Annotated in this window: 16 protein-coding genes; 5 read left to right on the forward strand and 11 right to left on the reverse strand. The window is 66.1% G+C overall.

All coding sequences use genetic code 11. The features are described from left to right. Positions 1–29: 29 nt before the first annotated feature. The gene (locus JQC81_RS09405; RefSeq protein ID WP_203271553.1) at positions 30–1241 is read right to left on the reverse strand and encodes a peptide ABC transporter permease; all 1212 of its coding nucleotides are present in this window, start codon (positions 1239–1241) and stop codon (positions 30–32) included. A 125-nt stretch (positions 1242–1366) separates the two neighbouring features. Between JQC81_RS09405 and JQC81_RS09410 the strand changes: the two genes are divergently transcribed. Continuing rightward, entirely contained in the window at positions 1367–2500 is a 1134-nt protein-coding gene (locus JQC81_RS09410; protein WP_203271554.1) for a slr1591 family oxidoreductase, read from the forward strand. Here the strand turns inward: JQC81_RS09410 and mmsB are convergent. From mmsB to JQC81_RS09435, 5 genes are all read right to left on the reverse strand, one after another. Next, the gene (gene mmsB, locus JQC81_RS09415) at positions 2497–3387 is read right to left on the reverse strand and encodes a 3-hydroxyisobutyrate dehydrogenase (RefSeq protein ID WP_203271555.1); all 891 of its coding nucleotides are present in this window, start codon (positions 3385–3387) and stop codon (positions 2497–2499) included. The two genes, JQC81_RS09410 and mmsB, sit on opposite strands and share 4 nt — an antisense overlap. After that, positions 3384–3818, reverse strand: a complete 435-nt coding sequence (locus JQC81_RS09420; RefSeq protein WP_203271556.1) for a DUF4267 domain-containing protein — start codon at positions 3816–3818, stop codon at positions 3384–3386. The genes mmsB and JQC81_RS09420 overlap by 4 nt, the downstream gene beginning before the upstream one ends. After that, on the reverse strand, positions 3815–4195 hold the full coding sequence (locus JQC81_RS09425; protein ID WP_203271557.1) for a DUF5367 family protein: 381 nt from the start codon (positions 4193–4195) through the stop codon (positions 3815–3817). The genes JQC81_RS09420 and JQC81_RS09425 overlap by 4 nt, the downstream gene beginning before the upstream one ends. A gap of 140 nt (positions 4196–4335) precedes the next feature. Continuing rightward, positions 4336–5487 carry an isobutyryl-CoA dehydrogenase gene (locus JQC81_RS09430; RefSeq protein WP_203271558.1) on the reverse strand — a complete coding sequence of 384 codons (1152 nt, stop codon included), beginning with the start codon at positions 5485–5487 and terminating at the stop codon, positions 4336–4338. A 150-nt stretch (positions 5488–5637) separates the two neighbouring features. Then, entirely contained in the window at positions 5638–7134 is a 1497-nt protein-coding gene (locus JQC81_RS09435; protein ID WP_203271559.1) for a CoA-acylating methylmalonate-semialdehyde dehydrogenase, read from the reverse strand. A 118-nt stretch (positions 7135–7252) separates the two neighbouring features. Here JQC81_RS09435 and JQC81_RS09440 point away from each other — a divergent pair, with 118 nt between their 5' ends. Both JQC81_RS09440 and tal read left to right on the forward strand, forming a co-directional pair. Further along, entirely contained in the window at positions 7253–8143 is an 891-nt protein-coding gene (locus JQC81_RS09440; RefSeq protein ID WP_203271560.1) for a LysR family transcriptional regulator, read from the forward strand. 187 nt (positions 8144–8330) lie between these two features. Beyond that, complete coding sequence (gene tal, locus JQC81_RS09445) at positions 8331–9302, forward strand: transaldolase (RefSeq protein WP_203271561.1); 972 nt, start codon at positions 8331–8333, stop codon at positions 9300–9302. Positions 9303–9335: 33 nt separating this feature from the next. Here the strand turns inward: tal and JQC81_RS09450 are convergent, their stop codons facing one another. The 4 genes from JQC81_RS09450 to JQC81_RS09465 all read right to left on the reverse strand — a co-directional run bounded on the left by JQC81_RS09450 (position 9336) and on the right by JQC81_RS09465 (position 14696). Then, positions 9336–9593 carry a YjhX family toxin gene (locus JQC81_RS09450; RefSeq protein WP_203271562.1) on the reverse strand — a complete coding sequence of 86 codons (258 nt, stop codon included), beginning with the start codon at positions 9591–9593 and terminating at the stop codon, positions 9336–9338. A gap of 354 nt (positions 9594–9947) precedes the next feature. Continuing rightward, a complete protein-coding gene (locus JQC81_RS09455; protein WP_203271563.1) occupies positions 9948–11627 on the reverse strand; it encodes a thiamine pyrophosphate-binding protein in 1680 nt (559 codons plus the stop codon). Positions 11628–11703: 76 nt separating this feature from the next. Then, entirely contained in the window at positions 11704–13254 is a 1551-nt protein-coding gene (gene amaB / locus JQC81_RS09460; protein ID WP_203271564.1) for an L-piperidine-6-carboxylate dehydrogenase, read from the reverse strand. 308 nt (positions 13255–13562) lie between these two features. Further along, positions 13563–14696: a saccharopine dehydrogenase family protein gene (locus tag JQC81_RS09465; RefSeq protein ID WP_203271565.1), complete on the reverse strand. Its 1134-nt coding sequence runs from the start codon at positions 14694–14696 to the stop codon at positions 13563–13565. Positions 14697–14810: 114 nt separating this feature from the next. Here JQC81_RS09465 and JQC81_RS09470 point away from each other — a divergent pair, with 114 nt between their 5' ends. Beyond that, positions 14811–15239, forward strand: a complete 429-nt coding sequence (locus tag JQC81_RS09470; protein WP_036348044.1) for an Lrp/AsnC family transcriptional regulator — start codon at positions 14811–14813, stop codon at positions 15237–15239. Then, entirely contained in the window at positions 15236–16444 is a 1209-nt protein-coding gene (locus tag JQC81_RS09475) for an NAD(P)/FAD-dependent oxidoreductase (RefSeq protein ID WP_203271566.1), read from the forward strand. The genes JQC81_RS09470 and JQC81_RS09475 overlap by 4 nt, the downstream gene beginning before the upstream one ends. On the opposite strand, the gene JQC81_RS09480 is transcribed toward JQC81_RS09475, so the two are convergent. Further along, the gene (locus JQC81_RS09480) at positions 16441–17163 is read right to left on the reverse strand and encodes a hypothetical protein (protein ID WP_203271567.1); all 723 of its coding nucleotides are present in this window, start codon (positions 17161–17163) and stop codon (positions 16441–16443) included. The two genes, JQC81_RS09475 and JQC81_RS09480, sit on opposite strands and share 4 nt — an antisense overlap. Between the last annotated feature and the right edge of the window lie 92 nt (positions 17164–17255).

A 17255-nucleotide genomic window follows, 5' to 3' on the forward strand; every position in this document is an offset into this window, starting at 1 on the left:
ACCGTTACGGCATGGTCTGCTGCAGGATGTCAGAACTTCTTGCGCAGGACGGCCTTGGGCCGGGTGGTGCGGAACTGGCCCCGCTCAATGGCCACGAAAATCAGCACGAGAACCACCAGCGCGGTGAACCACCACACCTGCGTCGTGCCGATGCCGAGGCAGCCGAGCGCATAGGCGCAGGCAAAGGCCGCCATGATGCCGGGGGCTACGGTGGCGCGGTGGCTCTGGATTCCCACCACGGCCCGGTAGAGCAGCAGGCTTGCCGCCACGGCCCCTACGAGGCCGAGCTCGTACCAGATCTCGAACAGCAGGGTGGAGGGGGCGTTGCGGGGAACCAGACCGAAATACCGGCCGCGCAGGGCGGTTTCCAGCCCATGCCCCGTGAGCAGCCGCAGGGGCTCGCTGAGGATGATCTGGCGCCAGGCTTCAAGACTCGCGGTGACCGGAGCCCTCGCACCGAGCAGGGCTGCAGACAGCGGCTTCAGGAGAAAGGGCAGGAGCGGGGCCAGCAGCAGGAGGCCCGCCATGACCATTCCAACCAGGCGCGGCCCGAGCCGGGGGCTGGCCGCTGTCAGCACGAACACGACGGCGCCGGCGGCAAGGCCGTAGAGGGGCAGCCCCTCCCGGGTGAGAAGGGCCGCAACCGCCACGGCGAGCGCCAGGGCGACGGCCTCCAGGTTCCTGCCACGGGAATGGAGCCAGGCGAGCGCCGGCCAGACCAGCAGGGCCAGCATGAGCATGCCGCGCTCGAGGCTCAGGCCCTCCGGGTCGAAACGGCTGCCGCCTTGGATCGCCAGGAGGATGCCGATCACGGCGGCCAGACCCACGCCCACGGGCAGGAGGTAGAGATTGGCCGCACGCATCCGCTCCGGCACGGCCAGATAGCCGCCGAGCCCCATGAGAATCATGCCCGCGATGTTGAACAGGCGCTCCGACGCCTCGGGCAGGAACGGGGTCCAGACCAGGGACAGCCCGGCCCAGAACAGCAGGACCAGTCCGGCAATCCCGCCCGTGGAGGTCGCGAGCGCCAGCATCTTCTCCCGGGCATGCCTGGCGCTGCCGTCCAGCACGGAAGCCAGAACGAGGAGAATCACCGCGAGCGGCGCCATCACCACGAGGGCGCGCCGCGTGAACAGGGCCGCCAGGGGAACGGCGAAGAACAGGGTCGCGAAACCGAGGCGCCGCAGCATGGCGGCGGCATCGGCGGAAGGATTGGCCGTCTGGGAAACGGGGCGGACCATGCGGTGGGCTATCGACCTTGGGACATTCAGGGACCGGGAGCCTAATGGACGAAAGGGCCAAAAGCTGTAGGTGTCATGCAACACATCCTGTTCCTGTGTGTCCCCTCCGGGAGAGCACGACCCTCATGGCATCGAGCGACAAGAAAGCCGGCAAGCGCCTCCTCCTGGTGGGCGGCGGGCACGCTCATGTTCTGGTGCTCGAAACCTTTGCCCGAAAGCCTGAGCCCGGCCTGACCATCACCCTGGTCAGCAAGGATTGCCTGACCCCCTATTCAGGCATGCTGCCGGGGCATCTGGCTGGAGCCTACACAAGAGACGAGATCCATATCGACCTGGAGCGCCTCGCCCGAGCGGCCCGCGCTGGATTGATTCTCGATGAGGCTGTCGGGTTCGACAGGGCGGGCCGGCGCGTGCGGCTGAAGGGCGGCGGGGAACTGACTTACGACATCGTCTCGGTCGATATCGGCATCACGCCGGACCTGTCGGGGATCGCCGGAGCGGAGGAGCATGCACTCGCGGTCAAACCCATCGGCAGCCTGCTGGACAAATGGGACAGTCTCGTAGACAGCGCTCTCGCGCCGAACGGCCCGCGCCGCGTCGCCATCGTTGGAGGTGGGGCAGCGGGAATCTGTCTCGCCTTTGCGGTTGCCGCCTTTTTCAGGAATCGATTGAGCGATGCGATCAAGGTCTCGCTGATCGGTGCATCCAACGCGCCGGGCATCAATGCCGGCATGCAAAGACGCATCGCACGGGCGCTCAAGCGCCGCGGAATTGCGGTGCATGCCGATGATCCAGCCTTGCGCATCGATCAGAACGGCGTGACTCTCGCGAGCGGCCGGTTCGTGCCGGCCGATGCCGTGCTGGTCTCGACCCATGCGGCGCCCCCGCCGGTGCTCGCCACAGCAGACTGGGCCAAGGACGAGAGCGGCTTCCTGGCCATCGGTCCCACGCTTCAGATCCTGAACGATAAGGCTGCTTTCGCCGCCGGCGACTGCGCAATCATGGTGGCGCATCCGCGCCCCAAAGCCGGCGTCTTCGCCGTGCGGCAGGGGCCGGTGCTGGCGCGCAACCTGAGACGGGTTGTGCGCGGCGAGGCTCTCGAAACCACCATCCCGCAGCGCGATCACCTGCTGCTGATCGCAACGGGCGACGGCCGCGCCATCGGCGGTCGCGGCCGGTTGCTCGCCTTCGGGGGCCGCCTCGCGTGGCGGCTGAAGGATTTCATCGACCGGCGCTTCATGCGCCGGTTCGAGCTTTAGCTCTTCTGCCCGCGCAGGAAGTTGACTATGCCAGAAAAGTCGTCGCCGTCATGGCCCGCATTGGCGAAGAGCGCGTACAATTGCGCCGCTTCGGCACCCAGCGGCGTCGAAGCGCCGGAGGCGAGCGCCGCTTCTTGCGCGAGCTTGAGATCCTTCAGCATCAGGGCGGCGGCAAATCCCGGCTTGTAGTCGTTGTTCGCCGGCGAGGTCGGCACCGGGCCCGGCACCGGGCAATAGGTGGTAAGCGACCAGCACTGGCCTGAGGATGTGGAGGCGACGTCGAACAGCGCCTGATGCGACAGCCCGAGTTTCTCCGCCAGCACGAAGGCTTCCGACACGCCGATCATTGAGATGCCGAGAATCATGTTGTTGCAGATCTTCGCCGCCTGACCGGCGCCCGCTTCGCCGCAATGGACCACCTTCTTGCCCATCCTGGACAGGATCGGCTCGGCGCGGTCGAACGCCACTTTCGCCCCGCCTGCCATGAAGGTGAGCGTGGCGCCCTTCGCGCCGCCGACGCCGCCGGATACCGGCGCGTCGAGGCTCGTGAGGTTGCGGTTCTGCTCGCTGGCCAACCCATGCGCCTTGCGGGCGCTTTCGACATCGATGGTGGAGCAGTCGATCAGCAGCGTGCCGTCCTTCACCGCAGGCAGGATTTCGGTCCAGACCGAGAACACGTGCTTGCCGGCAGGCAGCATGGTGACGACGATCTCCGCATCCCGCACGGCCTCGACCGTCGAGGACGCAACGGTCACGCCGTCGTTCTTCGCCTGATCGCAGGAGGCGGGCGACAGGTCGAAGCCGGTGACGCTATGCCCCGCCTTGACGAGATTGGCCGCCATGGGTCCGCCCATGTTGCCGAGGCCGATGAACGCGATGCTAGTCATGATGTTCCTCCCGTGTTGTCGTGTGATGATTGGCGGAGCAGCCACAGCGCGCTTGCCGCCATGACGAAGCCGCTGCCCGCGTGCAGCAGAAGATGTTTTGGGCTCTCGAAACCCTGTTCCAGCAAGACGAGAATCACGTCACCCGCCGGGATCAGAACCGTCAGCCCGAGCACGGTGCCCACCGCGCGGCGTGTCGACAGGCGCGACAGCGCGGCGAGATAGCCTCCAAACGCAAGGTCGCGCAGGCCGATGGCCGAGACATAGGACAGCCCCGGCCCTTCGGGCGCCGGGATTCCGAACACGGCAGCGCCGACGCGCGGGGCGAAGACGAACAGCAGCCCGAGGAGAACGAAAACAGCGGACAGGGCGAGCACGAGCCAGGTGCTGGGTGCGGAGAGGGGCAGTCCCGATCCTTCGCTCCGCCTCGTCATGCGCGCCGCGCCACCCATAGGGCTCCCGCGAGCGAGAAGCCGTAGAACCACAGCATTAGGGATCCGAAGACCTTGTCGAGGGCAGGATCGAGCCGCGGAAAGAACACGGCGAAATGCGAGCCGACGGCGGCCATGATCAGCATGCCGGGAACAGCAGTGAGACCCATGGCCGGCACGGCGGCCTTTCGTGGCACCTGCAGGATGCGGGCGATCATCAGACCAAGCCCCAGACCGAGCGCGGCACCAGCCGTGAAGTTAAGCTGGAACGGCCGCCGCCCGTCGAGAAAGAACCACGGGCCTGCAAAGTGGAACAGCGCGAAGATCGCAGCAGTGATGCCGAAGCCGAGGATGAGGGATCTAAGAGCGACACTTGTCATGCTCCAACCTCATCCTGAGGAGCAGACGCAGTCTGCGTCTCGAAGGAGCCTCCAGAGAGCACTGAAGACGCCCTGATCCTTAGAGACGGCCTGCGGCCTCCTCAGGATGAGGGCTGGGGAAGAGAGCACGTCTCTCACCATCACCGATTCCCGCGCCCCACCAGATCGCGCGCCACGATCAGGCGCATGATCTCGTTAGTGCCTTCCAGGATCTGGTGCACGCGCAGATCGCGCACGATCTTCTCCACGCCGTAATCGGCGAGATAGCCATAGCCGCCATGGAGCTGCAGGGCGTCGTTCGCCACCTGGAAGCCCACATCGGTGGCCATGCGCTTGGCCATGGCGCAGAGCTTCGTGGCGTCGAGCGCTTTGGCATCGAGCGCTGAGGCCGCGCGCCACAGGAAGGTGCGCGCGCATTCGAGTTCGGTCGCCATGTCGGCGAGCTTGAACTGCAGCGCCTGGAAGTCCGCGATGCGCTTGCCGAAGGCCTTGCGGTCGCCCGTATAGGCGAGCGCCTTGTCGAGAGCGGCCTGCGCACCGCCGAGCGAACAGGCGCCGATATTGATGCGCCCGCCGTCAAGGCCAGACATGGCGATCTTGAAGCCCTGGCCCTCGTCCGAGAGCCGGTTGGCCACGGGCACGCGTACGTCCTCGAAGATCACGGCGGCGGTGGGCTGCGCGTTCCAGCCCATCTTCTTCTCCTGAGCCCCGAAGGACACGCCCGGCATATCCTTGTCGATCACCAGGGTCGAGATTCCGGAGGCGCCTTCCTCGCCGGTGCGCACCATGGTCACGTAGATGTCCGAGGTGCCGGCGCCCGAGATGAACTGCTTGACGCCGTTGACGATGTAATGGTCGCCGTCGCGCACCGCCCTGGTCTTGAGCGCCGCCGCGTCGGAACCGGAGCCCGGCTCCGTTAGGCAGTAGCTCGCGATCAGCTCCATGGTGGCGAGGCGTGGGATGTAGCGCTGGCGCTGCTCCTCATTGCCATAGCGGTCGATCATCCAGGCGGCCATGTTGTGGATCGACAGATAGGCCGACACCGCCGGGCATCCGGTGGCGAGCGCCTCGAAGATCAGCGCCGCGTCGAGCCGCGTCATGCCGGATCCGCCGACATCGTCGCGGGTGTAGATCGCCGCCATGCCGAGGGAGGCGGCCTCCCGCATCACGTCCACGGGAAAATGCTTCTTCTCATCCCATTCGAGGGCATGGGGCGCGAGGTTGTCCGCCGCGAAGGCCAGCGCCATGTCGCGGACGGCGATTTGATCGTCGGTGAGGGAAAACTGGGTCATGGTCCTAAATCGTCACGGCAGAGGCGGTTGTGCACCCCGACTTTGGATCTAGAGCATCTTTCGGCGAAATGGTCTCAGGTGCCGTTGGAAAAAGATGCGACTCTGAAAACAAAAAGGCCGGGGTGAACCCCCGGCCATGACTGTGTTGTTTTACTTCATCGTCGGAATGGAGAATTCCGCGCCTTCCTTGATGCCGGACGGCCAGCGGGACGTGACGGTCTTGGTCTTGGTGTAGAAGCGCACCGCGTCGGGGCCGTGCTGGTTGAGGTCGCCGAAGCCGGAGGCCTTCCAGCCGCCGAAGGTGTAGTAGGCGAGCGGCACCGGGATCGGCACGTTGATGCCCACCATCCCCACGTTCACACGCGAAGCGAAATCGCGGGCGGCGTCGCCGTCGCGGGTGTAGATCGCGACGCCGTTGCCGTATTCGTGGTCGGAGGGGAGGCGCAGCGCGTCCTCGTAATCCTTGGCGCGCACCACGGAGAGGACGGGGCCGAAGATCTCCTCCTTGTAGATGCGCATGTCGGTGGTCACCTCGTCGAAGAGGCAGCCGCCCATGTAGAAGCCGTTCTCGTAGCCCTGCATCTTGAAGTCGCGGCCGTCGACCACGAGCTTGGCGCCTTCCTGCACGCCGATGTCCACGTAGGAGCGCACCTTCTCCATGTGGGCTCTCGTGACCATCGGGCCAAAATCGGCTGACGGATCGGTGGAGGGACCCACCTTCAGGCTCTCGACGCGCGGGATCAGCTTGTCCATGAGCGCGTCGGCGGTGGCCCGGCCCACGGGTACTGCCACCGAGATCGCCATGCAGCGCTCGCCCGCCGAGCCGTAGCCGGCGCCGATGAGCGCGTCCGCCGCCTGATCGAGATCGGCGTCGGGCATGATGATCATGTGGTTCTTGGCGCCACCGAAGCACTGGGCGCGCTTGCCGTTCGCAGTGGCGCGGGAATAGACGTATTGCGCGATGGGCGAGGAGCCCACGAAGCCCACGGCCTTGATGTCCGGATCGTCGAGGATCGCGTCCACCACTTCCTTGTCGCCGTTGACCACGTTGAGGATGCCGGCTGGCAGGCCCGCTTCCATCATGAGTTCGGCGAGGCGCATCGGCACGCCCGGATCGCGCTCGGAGGGTTTCAGGATGAAGGCGTTGCCGCAGGCGATCGCCGGCGAGAGCTTCCACAGCGGGATCATGGCCGGGAAGTTGAACGGCGTGATGCCGGCCACCACGCCCAGCGGCTGGCGGATCGAGTACATGTCGATGCCGGGGCCGGCGCCTTCCGTGAACTCGCCTTTCAGCAGGTGCGGAATGCCGGTGCAGAACTCCGCGACCTCGACACCGCGCTGGATGTCGCCCTTGGCGTCCACGATGGTCTTGCCGTGCTCGCGGGCGAGCAGCTCGGCGAGCGAATCGGTTTCCTGGGCGATGAGCTCGAGGAACTTCATCATCACGCGGGCGCGGCGCTGCGGGTTGGTGGCGGCCCAGGCGGGCTGGGCTGCCTTGGCGTTCTCCACCGCCTGGCGCAGCTCGTCCTTGGACGCCAGCGCGACCCGGCCGATGGTCTCGCCGGTCATGGGCTGGAAGAATTCGGTGGTGCGGCCCGATTTGCCGGCAACCTGCTTGCCGCCGATGAAGTGTCCGACCTCGCGCATGGCGTCTCTCCTCCTGAAGGGATGTTTTTCGTAAGACCTCTTCTATCATTGTTGAAATCGCACGACTATGGGTGAAGCTGAGGCACCGTTGTGCGAAAACGCCCATATGAAGGGGTTCATGAGCGCATTCGATTGGGACGATCTCCGCTTCTTCCTGGCCGTCGCCCGCGCCGGCCGGCTCACCGCTGCCGCCCGGCAGCTGGAGGCGGACCACACCACCGTGTCGCGCCGGATCTCGGCCCTCGAAGCGTCGCTGAAGGCCAAGCTCTTCGAGCGCAGCCCTCAAGGGTACACCCTCACCGAGCCGGGGGAGCGGCTGCTCCGGCACGCGGAGGCCATGGAGACTCAGGCGCTGTCCGTGGCGAGCGAACTGGGAGGCGCGGATCTCGCCCTGTCCGGCACCGTCCGCATCGGCGCGCCGGACGGGATCGGCACCTACTTTTTGGCGCCGGAACTCGGGGCCTTGGCCGAGCGACATCCGGGGCTCACCCTCCAGCTTGTTGCCCTGCCGCGCACCTTCTCGCTCTCCAAGCGTGAGGCTGACATTGCGGTTACGCTGGAGCAGCCCACAGAAGGGCGACTCGTGTCGCGCAAGCTCACGGATTATCGGCTCAGGCTCTACGCATCGAAGGATTATCTCAAGCGCCACGGGCCAATTGCGGACCTTTCGGACCTCTCGGGCAAAACCCTGGTGACCTATGTGGCGGACCTGCTCTACAGCCCGGTGCTCGACTATTTTTCAGGTCTCGAGAAATACACCGCCCGCCGCTTCGAATGCGCCAGCGTGGTGGCGCAGGCCGAGGCCGTTCGGGCCGGAATTGGCATCGGCATCCTGCACGATTACGCGGTGCGGCAGTTCCCGGAGCTCGAGGTGGTGCTGCCGGAAATATCGTATCTCCGCACCTACTGGCTCGTGACCCACGCGGATGTGCGGTCCTTACGCCGTGTGGAGGAGGTTTATTCCTTCATTCTGAGCCGCGTGAGAGCGAACCGGGGGCTGTTCGTGTGACCCCTCCGTGTCATCCCCGGCGGTCCGCAGGACCGGGAAGGGGATCCACCCACAGACGCTGAGCTAATGGATTCCCTTCCTCTCCGCTTTCGCTCCGACCGGGAATGACAGCGCGGATGATCCTTTGCCCTTCACGAAGCCCCCTGAACCCACTAAGTCAAATCCAAACAAACCCACGGAGATCCCGATGCCCTCCAAGCTCGACCAACTGCGCGCCATGACGGTCGTCGTCGCCGATACCGGCGACCTCGATGCGGTGCGCCGCCTGAAGCCCCAGGACTGCACCACCAACCCGACCCTGCTCCTGAAGGCGGTCGAGACCCCGGCCTATGGCCACATCATCGATGAGGCCCTGGCCTGGGGCCGCTCTCAGGGTGGCTCCCGCGAGGGTGTGATCGCGGCGATCTGCGACCGGCTTGCCGTGGCCTTCGGTGCGGAGCTCGCCGGCATCGTGCCGGGTCGGGTCTCGACGGAGGTGGACGCGGACCTCTCCTTCGACACGGACGCGACCCTCGCTAAGGCGCGGGCCATCATCAAGGCCTACGAGGAGCGCGGCATCGGGCGCGAGCGGATTCTCATCAAGATCGCCGCCACCTGGGAGGGCATCCGCGCGGCGGAAGTGCTCCAGAAGGAAGGCATCGACTGCAACCTCACCCTTCTCTTCAGCCAGGTGCAGGCCCAGGCCTGCGCGGAAGCCGGCGTGTTCCTGATCTCGCCTTTCGTCGGCCGCATCCTCGACTGGCACGTGAAGGCGGGCGGCGGACCCTACACGGGCGAGACCGATCCGGGCGTGCTCTCCGTGCGCAAGATCTACGCCTCGTACAAGGCTCAAGGGATCAAGACCGTGGTGATGGGCGCCTCCTTCCGCTATACGGCTGAGATCGAAGCACTCGCGGGATGCGATCGCCTCACCATCTCGCCTGCGCTCCTCGACGAACTTGCGGGCTCGCAGGGCGAACTGCCGCGCAAGCTCTCGCCCGACAATGTCGAGACGATCGCGCCGCTGCCGCGCACGGACGAGAAGAGCTTCCGCTTCGCCATGAACGAGGATGCGATGGCGTCCGAAAAGCTCTCCGAAGGCATCCGCTCCTTCGTGAAGGATCTGCGGTCCCTGCGCAGCCTCGTGGCGCAGCGGCTGGAGGAGAAGGAGGCGGCCTGACACCGCCTCCCGCTTTAGCATACCAGAGCCGGCTCAACGATTGTCGGGCCGGCTTCTCACTGCCTGCAATCCCTGCCGCGTGATGCGGTAGGGGCCGCCGTTCATTGATGCGATCAGCCCTTTCTGGCGCAGCGCCTTGAACAGGTCGAGCGTGCAGAGGGTGAGCAGCCACCCTTCGCGGGTGAGGCATTCGATATCGGAGATGCGGCCGTTGTCGTCCTTGTAGTGATGGATGACGCCGCCTTGCGCGAGCACGTGGAGCACGCGCTGCCCATTGCGTGAAACGTTCACGGGAATAACCTGAAGCTTTGATGATAGTGTCGGAGGGTGCGCGCACGTGCGCGTTCGGCTGAACGGTCAGCCGCTGCCCGCTGTACTGCCAGCGGGCCTTACCGGGTCTCGGTCTCTCCGCGCATAAAAGCTCCAAAAGGAAACGGCGGCGTTATAAGCGCCGCCGTATCGTGTCGTCAAGATTGCGCGAATTGCCACCACTGTCATTCCGGGGCCGCGCAGCGGAGCCCGGAATCCATAACCGCCAACGGAATGAACAAAGGCGCTGCGGTACATGCAGCGCCTTTTTCTTGAGATGTCGTGTTTATGGATTCCGGGCTCGGCCTATGGCCGCCTCGGAATGACAGTGGAGAGCTATTTCTTCTCCGCCAGCGCCTTCTCGCGGATGGCCGAAAGCGACATGCTGGGCGTAATCGCTTCCGGGTCGAGGATGCAGTGCAGGATCGCGGGCTTGCTGGAGGTGAGCGCCCGCTGGAGGGCCGGGGCGAAGTCCTCCGTCATCTCGACGCGCTCGCCGTAGCCGCCGAAGGCGCGGGCATAGGCGGCGAAGTCCGGGTTCTGCAGCATGGTGGCCGAGACGCGGCCGGGATATTCGCGTTCCTGGTGCATGCGGATCGTGCCGTACATGCCGTTGTCGAGCAGCACCACCAGGATCGGCAGATCGTATTGCACGGCGGTGGCGAATTCCTGCCCGTTCATGAGGAAGTCGCCGTCGCCGGCGAACACCACCACGGGACTGTCGGGCCGCAGGCGCTTGGCGCCCACCGCTGCCGGCACGCCATAGCCCATGGAGCCGGAGGTGGGCGCGAGCTGCGTGCCGTACTCCCGGAAGGGCCAGAAGCGGTGCACCCAGGTGGCGAAGTTGCCTGCCCCGTTGCAGAAGACCGTGTCGGTTGGCATCACCTCGCGCAGGTGCCGCATCACCTGGCCCATCTGAAGCGCGCCGGGATGCTTGATCTCGCTCGGGTCGCTCCAGGCGAGATAGCTTTCATGCGCCGCCTTCGTGCCCGCGCTCCAGGGCAGCGAAGCCGGCGGATGCACGGCCTCGAGCGCTGCCGTGAAGGCGTTGGGCGAGGCGTTGATGGCGAGATGCGGCGCATAGACCCGCCCGAGCTCGCTCGAATCGGGATGGATGTGCACCAGCGTCTGCTTGGGAGCCGGAATGTCGAGCAGCGTGTAGGCCTGGCTCGGGATCTCGGAGAGACGCCCGCCGACGAGCAGGACGAGATCCGCGTCCTTGATGCACGCCAAAAGCTTCGGATTCACGCCGAGCCCGAGATCGCCGATGTAGGAGGCGTGGTCGGCGGGAAACAGCATCTGGCGACGGAACGTGCAGGCGACCGGCAGCTCGAAACGCTCGGCAAAACGCACGAAGCGCTGCACGGCCGCTTCCGACCAGCGACTGCCGCCGAGGAGTGCAATCGGGTTCTTCGCGCCGTGAAGGAGCTTCTGCAATTCGGCCATCTGCGCGGGACCGGGATGCGTCTCGATCACCTGGTAGCGCGGCGCGTCGGCCACAGTTGCCATCTCGGTGAGCACGTCTTCCGGCAGCGCGATCACCACGGGGCCGGGACGGCCCGAGGTGGCCACATGGAAGGCGCGGGAGACGATCTCGGGAAAGCGTGCCGGATCGTCCACTTCCGTGGCCCATTTGGCCAGCGGGCCGAAGGCGGCGCGGTAGTCGAGCTCCTGGAACGCCTCGCGCTCGCGCATGCCGCGCTCGATCTGGCCGACGAACAGGATCATCGGCGTCGAATCCTGCTTGGCGATGTGGATGCCCGGCGAGGCGTTGGTGGCACCGGGGCCGCGGGTGACGAAGCAGATGCCAGGCCGGCCCGTGAGCTTGCCGTAGGCCTCCGCCATCATGGCCGCGCCGCCTTCCTGGCGGCAGACCGTGATACTGATGTTCGCGTCATGCAGCGCGTCGAGCGCCGCGAGATAGCTCTCGCCCGGAACGCAGAAGATGTGATCGACTCCGTGCAGAGTCAGCTGATCGACAAGAATCTGGCCGCCGGTGCGGGAGGGCGCTGTCATGGAAGGCTCACGATGTAAGAGTGCTTGAACAGAAAAAAGGAGGGCATTGCTGCCCTCCGTGTGTCGTTTCAGACGATCAGGCGTCCACGTCGAACTTCACGCCCTGGGCGAGCGGAAGCGTGTTGCCGTAGTTCACCGTGTTGGTGGCGCGGCGCATATACGCCTTCCAGGAATCCGAGCCGGATTCGCGGCCGCCGCCCGTCTCCTTCTCGCCCCCGAAGGCTCCGCCGATCTCGGCGCCCGAGGGGCCGATATTCACGTTAGCGATGCCGCAATCGGAGCCCGTCGCCGAGATGAAGGCTTCGGCCTCGCGCATGTTGAGCGTGAAGATCGAGGAGGACAGGCCGGCGCCCACTGCGTTGTGCAGTTCGATCACCTCGTCGAAATCCGAATAGCGCATCACGTAGAGGATCGGCGCGAAGGTTTCGCGTGTCACCGGGCCGGTTTGGCCAGGCATCTCCACGAGGGCGGGACGGGCATAGACGCCGTCGCCCGCCACATCCGTGAAGCGTCCGCCGCCATGCACCTTGCCGCCGGCTGCACGGGCCTCGTCCAGCGCACGCTCCATGCCGTCGAAGGCAGCCTGATCGATCAGGGGGCCGACGAGCGTGCCGGGCTCGCGCGGATCGCCGATCTTCACGCTGCCATAGACCTTGGCGAGGCGCGGCACGAGGCTGTCATAGACGCTCTCATGCACGAAGAGGCGGCGCAGCGTGGTGCAGCGCTGGCCCGCCGTGCCCATGGCGGCAAACGCGATGCCGCGCAAGGCGAGGTCGAGATCGGCGGAAGGAGCGACGATGGCGGCGTTGTTGCCGCCGAGCTCCAGGATCGCCCGGGCAAAGCGTTCGGCGAGCTTGGGCGCGACCTGACGGCCCATGGCGGTGGAACCGGTGGCGGAGAGGATCGGCACGCGGTGATCCTCGACCAGGATCTCGCCGACCTCGCGGCCGCCGAGCAGCACCTCGCACAGGCCCTCCGGCACGCCGCCGAAGCGCTTGGCCGCGCGCTCCACGATGGCCTGTGTGGCGAGCGCAGTCAGCAGGGTCTTCTCGGACGGCTTCCACACCACGCTGTCGCCGCACACGAGCGCAAGCGCCGCATTCCAGGACCACACGGCCACGGGGAAGTTGAAGGCGGAGATCACGCCGCAGACGCCGAGCGGATGCCAGGTTTCCATCATGCGGTGATCGGCGCGCTCGGTGGCGATGGTGAGGCCATAGAGCTGGCGCGAGAGGCCGACGGCGAAATCGCAGATGTCGATCATCTCCTGCACCTCGCCGAGGCCCTCGGAGACGATCTTGCCGGCCTCAAGCGTCACGAGGCGGCCGAGATCGTCCTTGGCGGCGCGCAGCTCCTCGCCGAGAAGGCGGATGAACTCGCCGCGCCGGGGGGCCGGGATCTTGCGCCAGGTTTTGAAGGCGGCGTCGGCCCGGCCGATGGCGGCCTTGGACTCCTCCGGCGTGGTCTCGCGCACATGGGCGATCACCTCGCCGGTGATCGGGGAGCGGGCCGGGCGGCCACCGGCGGCAAAGGCGCTGTCCGGCACGCCGAGGCGCGCGAGAATGGCGCGGGCCTCGTCCGCCACGGAGGCAGGCGCGGAGGATACGGGTTTCAGGCTCGCGGTCATGGTTATCTCCCTCGATGCGGGCTTAAGGCTCGGCATGGAGCCCTGGCCGTCGCTGGTCCTTGGAACGAAACGACGGCGGCTGTCAGGCCACCGTCTTAAAGCATTTTCGGAAAAGCAGGGAACTGCTTTTCCCGAATAGGGTCATGCGGTTTTGGTAAGAAGCTTGGCTCAGAGCATCCTCCTCACAAGGGAAGCTGTCATCCCCGGCGAGCGTCAGCGAGGGAAGGGGATCCATGATTGCGCTCGGCGCTATGGATTCCCTCCCCCTCCGATGGCTGCGCCATCTCCGGCCGGGAATGACATTCCCCTTACGCCACCGCGTCGAGGCGGATGTTCTTCACCGCCGGCTCGTGGCTCTCGTCCAGGCGCTCGCCCGCATAGACGCGGCCGAAGCGGTTGGCCAGGAAGCTGTCGAGGTCGATCTCCTCCTGGCGGACGAAACCCTGTTTCGTCAGCTTGCCCTCGACCAGCAGGTCGAGCATGGCGCAGATACCGGCAGCCGTCGTCACCTGAATGGCCGTGCGCTGGGTGCTGGCCACCTTTTGGCCATAGATGCTGCGGGCATAGGTCTCCTGCACGTAGCGGCCGCCGCGCTCGCCGGTCACCGTCACGAACACGATGACCATGTCCTGCATGGTGGCCGGCACGGCGTTCTCCAGGATGTCCTTGAGCACCTCGCGACGGTTGCGCAGCTGCAGGTCGTTGAGCAGCACCCGCATGAGGGCGCAGTGGCCCGGATAGCGGATGGTCTTGTAGTTCAGGTTGCTCACCTTGCCTTCGAGCGTCTCGCACAGGGTGCCGAGGCCCCCGGAAGTGTTGAAGGCCTCGTAGCGCGTGCCGTCGAGAGAGAACTCTTCGAGTTCCTCCATGGCCGGGACCTCGCGCAGCTTGCCGTCGACCACGGCCTCGCAGCGCTCGATATACTCGTTGATGACGCCGTCCGTGCTCCAGGTGAGGTTGTAGGACAGGGCGTTCGACGGATATTGCGGCAGGGCGCCGACGCGCAGGCGCACCGTATCGAGCTTGTCGAAGCGGCTCGCGATGTCGTGCGCCACGATGGAGATGAAGCCCGGCGCCAGACCGCATTGCGGGATGAAGGCGGTCGAGGCGCCCTCGGCCAGTTCCTTCACCATGCGGGTGGTGGCGACATCCTCCGTGAGATCGAAGTAGTTGACGTCGGCCAGGCGCGCAGCCTGGGCCACGTGGCCGGTCAGGTGGTAGGGGGCGGCGCTGAGCACGGCGTAATGGCCCTTGAGGGCGTTCTGCAGGGCGACCGCGTCACCGAAGTCGAGCTGGATCGTCTGCACGCCATCCTTGGCAACGGCTTCCAGGGCCTCGGCTGAGGCATCCGCGACGATGACGCGGTAATCGCCGGTCTCGTGGAGCAGGTCGACAATGGTGGAACCGATCTTGCCGGCGCCGATGACGAGAATCGAGTGCATTCAAACCTCCCTGTGAGGGAAGCAGAAAAAGGCGGATCGCTGCAAAGCGCCATAGACAAGCTGACGAAAAGCCGGGTAGCTTTCGGCATAATGCCATCATAACTGGTCATAACGATGCTCGATGCCACCGATCGTGCCTTGATTGCCCTGCTGCGGGAGAATGCCCGCATCGGCCATGCGGAGGCAGCGAGACGCCTCAATCTCTCCCGCACGACCGTGCAGGCGCGGGTGGAGAGCCTGGAACGGCGCGGCGTGATCGCCGGCTATACCCTGCGCCTTGCGGAAGAAGTCACCAGCCGCATGGTGCGGGCACATGTGACCATTGTGGTGGCGCCCAAGGCCTCGGGTGGCGTGGTGTCGGCGCTCCAGCGCATGCCTGAATTGCGCGCGCTTCATTCAGTCGCGGGTGTTTTCGATCTTCTGGCGGTGGTAGAGGCTCAGGACGTCCCCTCCCTCGACGCCGCCATCGACAGGATCGGCGCGGTCGAGGGCGTGGAGCGCACCCAGTCTTCCATCATCCTCTCAACGAAGTTCGAACGATGACCCTAGCCAGATCCCTCTCAGCCGATGTGGTGATCGTCGGCGGCGCCGTCATGGGCTCCTCCGCGGCCTATCACCTGCTCGCCGATTCCAGCTTCAAGGGACGCGTCATCGTGGTCGAAAAGGACCCGACCTATCAGCTCTCGGCCTCGGCGCTCTCGGCGGCTTCCATCCGGCAGCAATATTCGAGCGCCGTGAACATCCGCATCTCGCTCTACGGTATCCAGTTCCTGCGGGGCATCGGGGATCACCTGGCCGTCGATGACGACCGGCCGGAGCTCGGGCTGCGGGAGGGCGGCTATCTCTATTGCGCCACGGAGGCCGGCGAGCAGGTTCTGCGCGAGAACCAGGCGCTGCAGGCGACAGAAGGCGCGGACATCCTTTTCCTGGAGCCGGACGAGCTGAAGAGCCGCTTCCCCTGGCTCAATGTGGAGGATCTCGCGGCCGGCACCTGGGGCCGCTCGGGCGAGGGCTGGTTCGACGGCTGGGGGCTGCTCCAGGCCTTCCGCAAGAAGGCGCGGTCGCTCGGCGCCGAATACGTGAAGGGCGAGGTGGCCGAGATCGAGCGGGAGGGCGGTACTGTTACGGCGGTGCGCCTCAAAGACGGCACGCGGATTGCCTGCGGCACGCTGATCAACTGCGCCGGCTCCGGCGGGCGGGCGATCGCCGCCATGACGGGCCTCAACATTCCGGTCCAGGCCAAGCGCCGCTACGTGTTCACCTTCGCCTGCAAGGAGCCGGTGGAGAACTGCCCGCTGCTCATCGACACGTCCGGCGCCTATGTGCGCCCGGAAGGCGAGGGGCATTTCATCTGCGGCGCCTCGCCGGAAGCCGAGCTCGATCTCGACTGGTCCGACGAGGATCCGGCCAGCCAGGAAATCGACCACTCGTTCTTCCAGGAGTTCATCTGGCCGTCGCTCGCCCATCGCGTGCCGGCCTTCGAGGCGATCAGGCCCGGCCGCGCCTGGTCAGGCCCCTACGACATGTGCCTGCTCGATCACAACGCCATCATCGGCCAGGCGGGCGAGCTGAAGAATTTCTATCTCTGCAACGGCTTCTCGGGCCACGGCCTGCAGCAGGCCCCGGCCGTCGGACGCGGTCTCGCCGAGCTGATCGTCCACGGCAGCTATCGTACGCTCGACCTGTCCGAGCTCGGCTACGAGCGCGTGCTCGCCAACCGGCCGCTTCTCGAAAGAAACGTGATCTAGAGCCCCATCTCGTCCGACGTGCTGTAGGCCCAGATCCGGCCGCCGCGGTTCATATGGCGCTGCATCAGACCCGGCTGGTCGGCGGAAGGCCGAGTGTCGACGGCAAGTTCGTTGACGCCTTCGCGATTCGCCCGCTCATCGCTGCGGCGGGCGCCGGTGCCCACCGTCGTGCTCGAGCCCTGATTGGTCTGGGCGAACTCGTCCGTCCTCAGGTCCGTGGTGCCGAGATCGTCCGCGCCCTCCGCCATCAGGCCCATGCCGGGCAGGCTGCTGGTGGTGGTCATGCCGCCGCCGGAGCCGCCCGTGATCCCGGCGCCGAGCGGCGCACCCGCATCGGCGCCTGTCCGGTCACTCCCATTCTGCGAGAGCCATTCCCGGCTGCTGCCGTCGAGATCGACCGGGTCGAACATCTCCAGCACGCGCATGGCGTCCTCGGCATCGTCCCGGTCGACCCGGGCGGCGATCAGGGTATGGCCCCGGTGAAGCCCCTGCTCGAAGAGCCGCCGGTCGGATTCCGGCAGGTTCAGGTCGTGGAGGGCCTCCATAGAATCGTCCCGGGCCGAGAGGCTGCGGAAGCCCGAGATCGAGGAGATCTCGCGGGCATCCTGGTTGCCGACGGCAACGATTCTGTTCTGGGCGATCCCCGTCTCGAGCAGGGACTGGAGGGCCTGACGGGCTTGGGCCGGATCCCTGAACAGGGCTGTGATCATCTGGGGCATGGGGCTCTCACCTATGGTTACTCCCTCAACGAAGAGGCGCTCGGGCCTGTTCCCATGGGATGCCATTAAGCCTTTTGGTGAAAGGGGCTTCC

The organism is Microvirga arabica, assembly GCF_016811235.1.
In the GTDB taxonomy this organism is placed as follows: Bacteria; Pseudomonadota; Alphaproteobacteria; order Rhizobiales; family Beijerinckiaceae; genus Microvirga; species Microvirga arabica.